The sequence below is a fragment of the Campylobacter novaezeelandiae genome (assembly GCF_004323845.1).
GTDB lineage: Bacteria > Campylobacterota > Campylobacteria > Campylobacterales > Campylobacteraceae > Campylobacter_D > Campylobacter_D novaezeelandiae.
This window is the reverse complement of sequence record NZ_QPGR01000003.1, coordinates 145,094-152,543: the sequence shown is the minus strand read 5'-3', so window position 1 is coordinate 152,543 and position 7,450 is coordinate 145,094. Positions and strand designations below refer to the sequence as shown.

General features: G+C 25.7%; 9 protein-coding genes. 2 read left to right on the top strand and 7 right to left on the bottom strand.

Annotation, left to right across the window (positions count from 1 at the left end; translation table 11 throughout):
- The coding region (locus tag DU473_RS02955; protein WP_131186492.1) for a DUF2920 family protein at window positions 1-108 on the top strand (108 nt) is incomplete at its 5' end.
- A gap of 42 nt (window positions 109-150) precedes the next feature.
- Here the strand turns inward: DU473_RS02955 and DU473_RS02950 are convergent.
- The 7 genes from DU473_RS02950 to rpsU all read right to left on the bottom strand — a co-directional run bounded on the left by DU473_RS02950 (window position 151) and on the right by rpsU (window position 5,925).
- The gene (locus tag DU473_RS02950; RefSeq protein ID WP_131186491.1) at window positions 151-1,872 is read right to left on the bottom strand and encodes an ATP-binding protein; all 1,722 of its coding nucleotides are present in this window, start codon (window positions 1,870-1,872) and stop codon (window positions 151-153) included.
- A 16-nt stretch (window positions 1,873-1,888) separates the two neighbouring features.
- Window positions 1,889-2,362: a hypothetical protein gene (locus DU473_RS02945; RefSeq protein ID WP_243830581.1), complete on the bottom strand. Its 474-nt coding sequence runs from the start codon at window positions 2,360-2,362 to the stop codon at window positions 1,889-1,891.
- On the bottom strand, window positions 2,362-2,853 hold the full coding sequence (locus tag DU473_RS02940) for a YajQ family cyclic di-GMP-binding protein (protein WP_131163827.1): 492 nt from the start codon (window positions 2,851-2,853) through the stop codon (window positions 2,362-2,364). Before DU473_RS02940 ends, DU473_RS02945 begins: the two co-directional genes overlap by 1 nt.
- The gene (locus tag DU473_RS02935; RefSeq protein WP_131186490.1) at window positions 2,843-3,775 is read right to left on the bottom strand and encodes a D-2-hydroxyacid dehydrogenase; all 933 of its coding nucleotides are present in this window, start codon (window positions 3,773-3,775) and stop codon (window positions 2,843-2,845) included. Before DU473_RS02935 ends, DU473_RS02940 begins: the two co-directional genes overlap by 11 nt.
- Window positions 3,776-3,777: 2 nt before the next feature.
- Window positions 3,778-4,947 (bottom strand): glutathionylspermidine synthase family protein, encoded by a 1,170-nt coding sequence (locus DU473_RS02930; protein WP_131163825.1) that lies wholly within the window; start codon window positions 4,945-4,947, stop codon window positions 3,778-3,780.
- A gap of 8 nt (window positions 4,948-4,955) precedes the next feature.
- Entirely contained in the window at window positions 4,956-5,549 is a 594-nt protein-coding gene (locus DU473_RS02925; protein WP_131163824.1) for a UPF0323 family lipoprotein, read from the bottom strand.
- 163 nt (window positions 5,550-5,712) lie between these two features.
- Window positions 5,713-5,925 (bottom strand): 30S ribosomal protein S21, encoded by a 213-nt coding sequence (gene rpsU, locus DU473_RS02920; protein WP_131163823.1) that lies wholly within the window; start codon window positions 5,923-5,925, stop codon window positions 5,713-5,715.
- Window positions 5,926-6,077: 152 nt separating this feature from the next.
- Here rpsU and ccoG point away from each other — a divergent pair, with 152 nt between their 5' ends.
- Entirely contained in the window at window positions 6,078-7,436 is a 1,359-nt protein-coding gene (ccoG, locus tag DU473_RS02915) for a cytochrome c oxidase accessory protein CcoG (protein WP_131186489.1), read from the top strand.
- Window positions 7,437-7,450 lie beyond the last annotated feature (14 nt).

The window sequence follows — 7,450 nt, the reverse complement described above, 5'->3', positions numbered from 1 at the left end:
AAAAATAGAAATTCTTTTATGAAAGAAAATTCTATTTCTTATCCTTGTAAAAATAAAGTTTTTACTTTTAAGGATAAAGAGGATAAATTTGTTTTGGAGATTAAATAAGTGGGTTTGGTTAGATTTTAAAAATCTAAAATTTTATATTATTTAAATTAAACCCACTATCTTTGTTTTATCAAAACTAGAATTAAATTCTTTTTGTATGTTTTCTATAAAATCTTTCATTTTAAAAATTCCTTCTTTAGAAACTGCGGCTTTTAAGGCAGTATTTTTTACCACCATTAAAATTTGCGCTCCACTTAATTCATAATTTGCTAAAATTTTTTCATCAAATTCTTTATCAAATTCAGCATTTTTGGGCAAAAATTTCTTCCAAATTTTAAGCCTATCTTCAAAATCTGGTTTTTTAAATTCAATTTTATAATCAAATCTTCTTGAAAAAGCACTATCTAAACTTTCTAAGAAATTTGTTGTTGCAATAATTACTCCATTAAATTTCTCTATTTGCTCTAAAAAAATATTTTGCATTTGATTGTGCATTTTATCGCTTCCGCTAGTACTTTCTATTCTTGTGCTTAAAAACTGATCAGCCTCATTAAGCAAAAGTATAGGATTTTGTTTACAAGTTTGGGTGATATTTTTATAAGTATCGAAAATTTTTCTTACATTTTGCTCGCTTTCTCCAACCCATTTGCTTAAAATTTTAGAACAATCAAAACTAAGAACTGATTTTTTCATCGATTTAGCTAAAGAAAGAGCTGACATAGTTTTGCCCGTCCCAGCTGGTCCATAAAAAATGATTTTTGCTTCAATATCCTTACCCGTTTTAATACCCCATTTAGTAAGTCTTTCTAAAACTTTTTTATCTTGTTGCTTTAAAATAGTATCTAAAAGCTCTTTGGTTTGTTTAGGCATTATAATGTCATTTATATCAGTATTTGGTTCTATAAGTTCAAAAATATCTTGCTCTTTTAAAACACTCTCTAATTTAATTTTTTTATTTTGTTTTGGTTCAAAATTTACAACTCTTTGCAGAATTTTATCACTAATAAAAAAACTCCTCGCTAACTCTCCAAAATCTTGTAAATACTCATCATATTCAATTAAGTCAAGATCAATAAGTTTTGATCCTTCTTCTAGTAATTTTTTATTAGCTCTTTTATCTAAATCATTTTCGCTAATCAAAGAAAGTAAAAAATTAAATTCCCTTGAACTAGAATTTTCATTTGTTAAGGCATATTCTTCCCTTAAAAGTGCTAAAAACAAAATCTGTTCTTTATAATTTAACTTATTTTCTTTAAAAATATCAGCTAAAACATTATAAAATTTACTAAGCTTTAAACGTTCTTTTATGTATTTTTCAAATTCTTTGATTTGATTTTTAAGTTCCAGATTATAAGAATTAAGCTTAATAAAACTTAATTTTTCATAGAGTTCAATTTTATAAAACTCATCTTTTAAATATTCTAAAAAATTCTCATAAGGATCTTTTTTATTAAGTTTTAATTTAGGTTTATCTTCTAAAAAGTCTAAAAAATACTCACTTAAACTAATATCACTTTGCAAAAGATTTAATCTCGAATTTGAAATTTTACCCACTCTAGAACTTTTTAAAAAATTTAAACTTTGGGTAATAAACCCTCTTTCTAAAAGCTTTTTTAAATCTTCTAAAGCATCTAAATAAGCATATTTTTCTTGTTTAAAAATCCCACTTAATAAGGCAAAAGCATTAATACTTGATACAGAAACAACATAATTTTTGCAAAGTTCTTTCAAAATCAAAGCTTCATTTTTAGAGCATTTGAGTTTTTGATAAAGTTTTGTTTTTTCTATATCTTTTGTATTTAAAAACTCTTTAAGATCTAACATAAATTTCCTTAAGGATTTAATCAAGCTTTTGTATTGTAATTTTTGTTTTATTTAATTTATCTAAAAAAAACGTTTGATTATTGCAAATCTCATAAACAATATCATAATCTAATCCTTTAATTGATTGAGTAAAACCACAATCTTGTTTTTGCAAGTTTTTGGCATTAAATAAAGGTTTATTTTTTAAAATATCTTCTAAAAAATCATCATAAAAAGAATTTTTAAAAAATCTTTTATTGAAAAGCTTTTTATCATAACAAATTTCATTTAAACAAATTTTATCTTCTATTTTAATTCTAAAAAAGGCTTTCCCTAATTTATAAATTTCTAGATAAGTTACTTTATCATTTTGTTCTAAAAAACCTACATCTTGAATACGCACAAAAGAAGAATTAAAACCGATCATAACACTTTTAGTATTTGTTTCATGAGTTTTTATGGAACAAGCACCTAAAAAAAATAAAATAATAAGAAGATATATTTTCTTCATTACTTTAAATTCTTAAAAGTCAAATTAAGATCTAAATTAAGATTTTTTACTAAATGCATTATACTTTGTAAATCATCAATTTGCTTTGAAACTACGCGAATCTCATCACCTCGTATGCTAGAATTTACCTTAAATTTGCTATCTTTGATTGCTTTATTAATTTTTTTAGCATTTTCGCTATCTATGCTATCATTTACCTTTAAACTTAAACGATACATTGCTCCTTTTTCTTTTAAAAGCTCTTTAACCGCATTAGAATTAATACCTCTTTTAATAAATTTAGAGATTAAAATATCCTTTAAAACATCAAGTTTTGCTTCACTTGAAGAATTTAATTTAAAAATATTTTCTTTTTCATTGTATTCAATTTCAGTTTTTATACCTTTTAAATCATAACGCGTATCAAGCTCTTTTTTTGCTTGTTCAAAAGCATTTTTTAGCTCTTGTTTATCAATTGCTGCTGAAATATCAAAACTATGCTCATTTGCCATTTTCAATCCATTCTTTAAGATTTTGATATACTTTTTTCATTAAATTATCAATAGCCTCTTCACTTGCCCAAGCAATATGCGGAGTAAGAATTAAATTTTGTATATTTTTGATTTTTAAAAGAGGATGATCTTGCATCATTGGTTCTTTTTCCAATACATCAAGTCCTACACGAATTCCTTTTTCATCCATAATTTTTGCTAGATCTTGCTCATTGATAATCCCGCCTCTACCGACATTAATTAAAATTGCACTATCTTTTAAAAGTTTCATTTTTTCATAATCAATTAAATTATAAGTTTTATCATTTAAAGGGGCATGAATACTAATAATATCACAAGTATTTAATAACTCATCTAAATTTAAAGAAATATAATCGCTATTATGATTGAGTCCTGAAGTAGAATAATAACAAACATTAGCCCCAAAAGAATTTGCAATCTTAGCCACTTCTTTTCCTATAGTTCCAAGTCCTATAATACCATATTTTTTATTCTCTAAAGAATGTAAAATTTTGCTAAAATCTGTAAATATAGGACTTTGAACCCACTTTTGTTCTTTGCACCATTTATCATAATAAATAATTTGATTTAAAAAAGCAAAAAGTAAAGCAAAAGTATGTTGCACTACGCTTTTAGTTGAGTAAGCTTCGACATTTTTAACCTTGATTCCTTTAGAGTTAGCATAAGTAACATCGATATTATTTACTCCTGTTGCTGTTTCTAAAATGAGTTTTAAATTTGTATTATCAATTACTTCCTTATCAATGATAATTTTATTAACCATTGCAACATCTGCTTCTTTTAATCTTTCAATCACCTCATCTTTTTTAGTAATTTCATAAGATTTAAACTCACCAAAATCATTAAAGATAGATAAATCATAATTTCCCAGAGTTTTAGCATCTAAACATACAATTTTCATTTTTATTCCTCGATAATATGTCCTACAAATTTAGAGGTATTGTCTAATATCATAGAACCTTTTCTAAAACCTAAACCACAACCTTCATAAGCAAAAAATACTCCTGCTTGATAATACTCTTTATTATATTCATTTAATTCTATAAATTCCTGATAAATGAAATTATTTTGATAAGGACCTTGATTTTCACAAATTACTTCGTCATTTTTTATTATACTAATATTTGCACCTTCTCTACCAAAAATAGGTTTTTTAACATAAGATTTACCACTTAAAGGCTTATCTTTTGTTTCTAAAAGTAAAGGATGATTTGGATAAAGTTCCCATAAAATTTTCATAATACCCTTACTTTGAAAAAGCAAAGTGTAAGCAGGATTTAAAATAATAGCTTTTTGATTTTTCATAATCTGTGTTAAAAGAGCAGCAAGTTCTCCTTCTTCTATGGCTATATCCTCCCAAGGAATAAGCTTAAACCAGTATTCATAATTTTGCCCATCTTTAAAAATTCCTTCATTTTCATTAAATTCTACCTCATCAACATAGGCAAAATGGGTATGAAATCCTGCTTCTTTTGCAATATGCTCAAGCAATTTTGTTGTAAGGATTTCTTCTTGATTATTAGCAATGCTTGAAAAAAGAATTTTCCAACCTTGATAATATTCCTCAAAAGAACTAGGATCATCATTTAAAGTAATAAGTCTTTTAAAATTATCCATTAAAGCTTCATAAATATTGTTAAACTGAGATCTTTCGTCCATATTATTTTGTTTAAGTAATGCCCATTGTAAAATAGCACTTTCAAAAAGCATAGTAGGGGTATCAGCATTAAATTCTAATAATTTTATAGGTTTTCCATCAATACCACCAGCAAAATCAAATCTACCATATAAATGCCAATGAACTTCGTTTTCCCAGCTAATCTTAATAATATCTCTAAGATTAAAAGGGATAGCTAATTCATCAAAACGATCATTATCTATAACATTTTGAGCTGCTGCTATAAACATATCATAAAGTTCATTTGCAGCTTCATAATATGCATTAGCCTCATTTGAATTGACACATACTAACTCATCACTTATATAATCACTTCCATCAGAATCCGTATGCCAAGAAAAACCTATACTTTCTAAATAATCTTTTTTTAATTTTTCTACTTTTAATAATTTCATTTTTATCCTTAAGATCCAAAACTTGTTTGAGAATTTGCCTTAGAACCACCTCCAAAAAAGCCAGATTTACCAGAATTTCCAGCTTTAGCTGAATTTGCTTGATTAAAACTATTTACACTCCTTTGATAGGCACTTTGATTAGAAAAAGCTCCTCTTTGTTGATTGGCAAAATTAGAATTATTAAAAAGTTTTGAACCTATCCAACTTCCAAGTATAGCCCCAGCTGCACTAGCAAGCAAAGTTTCCCCCAAAGATAATCCCCCACTACTCATTTGAGCATTATCTTTAGTTAAATTTGATGTTCCATTATCAATTTTAGCAGCCTCTTCTTTAATCAAAGCATCCATTTCTTCTTTGCTTAAAATTCTTTCTGTGCCATTTAATTCTTTTAAAATAACTCTTGTTTCATTACTAGGATATTGATCTTTAATTTTATATTGATTTGGCGCTATTTCTTCTATAATTACAAAAGCACCCTCTTGTGCTTTTGTTTCAGTCAAAGAGTTATCTTGAGTTGAATTACAACCGCTTAAAGCTCCTAAAGAAATTACACTTAAACCACCTAATACACTAATTTCAATAATTTTTTTAATATGCTTCATACGATATTCCTTTGATTATTTAAAAATTTTTAAAATTTTAACAAAATTTTATAATAAATTTTAAATCTAGTAGCAATCCTTGAAAAACATTGTAAACTTAAGGGTATTCTATAGTGTTAAATTTATTGTATAGTTAATCAAAAGCCAAAAAAGGCTTTTGATTTTAAAGTCTTGACTCGTAGCGTCTTAGCATATAAAGTTTTTTAAGCATTTTCTTACGTGCTGAAATTTTTTGCTTTTTACGAATTTCAGTCATAGGTTCAAAAAATCTTCTTGCTCTTACTTCAGTTACAACAAGATTTCTATCTACTTGCTTTTTAAACTTACGGTATGCTTCATCAAAAGACTCATTAGGATGCACCTTAATTCCTGGCACTACCCTCACCACCTTTCATTAAAATTTTTTGGCTTTGAATTCTACGTAAAAATTACTAAATAAATCTTTAAGCTTAAATTATTTTTTAAAAGTTATAATCTTTTGAAATTATAAGATTTATAAACTCAAAAATATAATTTATTTAGGAATTTATTATGCAATATATTACTAATTACACAAAAAAACGCTATATTACTTATTTTATAATTACCTTAATTATTTTTATTTTACCTTTTGTTAGAATCAATAATAATCATTTTTTTCTTCTTGATTTTATAAACAAAAAGCTTAATTTATTTTTTATATCTTTTGATACTCAAGAGCTTTATCTTATGCCTTTTATGCTAATGTTGCTTTTTATAGGAATATTTTTTATAACAACTTTAGCAGGAAGAATTTGGTGTGCTTGGAGTTGTCCTCAAACTATATTCCGAGTTATCTATAGGGATTTAATTCAAACAAAACTACTTAAAATTCGTAAAAATATCAACAACAAACAAAAACAATATCCTAGAAATTTTATTAAAAAAATTATTGCAATTTTAATTTTTTATATAATCTCTTTAATAGCAATAAGTAATTTTTTATGGTATTTTGTCCCTCCTGAAATATTTTTTAGCTACTTAGCAAATCTACAAGAACATTTGCTTTTAATTGGAATTTTACTTTGCGTTTCTTTATTTTTAACCCTTGATGTAACTTGGTGGGCTGAGAAATTTTGTATTTATGTTTGCCCTTATGCAAGAATTCAATCAGTTATGTTTGATCATAATACAATGCAAGTAATTTATGATGAAAAAAGGGGTGGAATTATTTACAAAAATAAAACAAAACTTTATAAAAAACCTTTGCAAGGAGATTGTATAGGGTGTGAAGCTTGTGTTGATATATGTCCTACTCATATTGATATACGCAAAGGGATGCAACTTGAATGCATCAATTGTCTTGAATGTGCTGATGCTTGCTCTAAAGTACAAAATAAATTAAACCGTCCAAGTCTTATAGAATGGACAAGTATAGATGCTATGAATTCCAAAACAAAAATTAAATTTTTAAGATTTAAAACTATTGGATATTTAATAGTTCTTTTAATAATTTTAGCTTTATTAATTCTTGTAGGTAGTAAAAAAGAAAATATGCTCTTAAATATCAACCGCAATAGCGAACTTTATAGCATTAATCAAAAAGATGGGAATTTAGAAATTACCAATGCTTATACATTTTTATTTCAAAATACTGATAATCAAGCACATGAGTATTATTTTGAAATAGAAACAGATGAAAAATTAAACTCAGATATAGAAATTCTAAGACCTAAAAAACCTTTTAAACTTGAACCTGGGGCTAAAACAAAAAAAATTATCGTATTAAAAGCTAAAAACAATTTAAATTCTAATACACAAAAAGATATTATTGTTCCTATTATAATTAAAGCTTATGCTGTTGATGATAATAAAATTTTTGTTTATAGAAAAAGTATTTTTATTTATCCTAAAAAATCAGAAAAATAAAAACCTTAAACAAA

Coding starts and splice junctions, on each gene's coding strand:
- DU473_RS02940 (WP_131163827.1), bottom strand. CDS start 2,853: ATGGCAAATGAGCATAGTTTTGATATTTCAGCAGCAATTGATAAACAA.
- DU473_RS02950 (WP_131186491.1), bottom strand. CDS start 1,872: ATGTTAGATCTTAAAGAGTTTTTAAATACAAAAGATATAGAAAAAACA.
- DU473_RS02945 (WP_243830581.1), bottom strand. CDS start 2,362: ATGAAGAAAATATATCTTCTTATTATTTTATTTTTTTTAGGTGCTTGT.
- DU473_RS02935 (WP_131186490.1), bottom strand. CDS start 3,775: ATGAAAATTGTATGTTTAGATGCTAAAACTCTGGGAAATTATGATTTA.
- DU473_RS02925 (WP_131163824.1), bottom strand. CDS start 5,549: ATGAAGCATATTAAAAAAATTATTGAAATTAGTGTATTAGGTGGTTTA.
- DU473_RS02930 (WP_131163825.1), bottom strand. CDS start 4,947: ATGAAATTATTAAAAGTAGAAAAATTAAAAAAAGATTATTTAGAAAGT.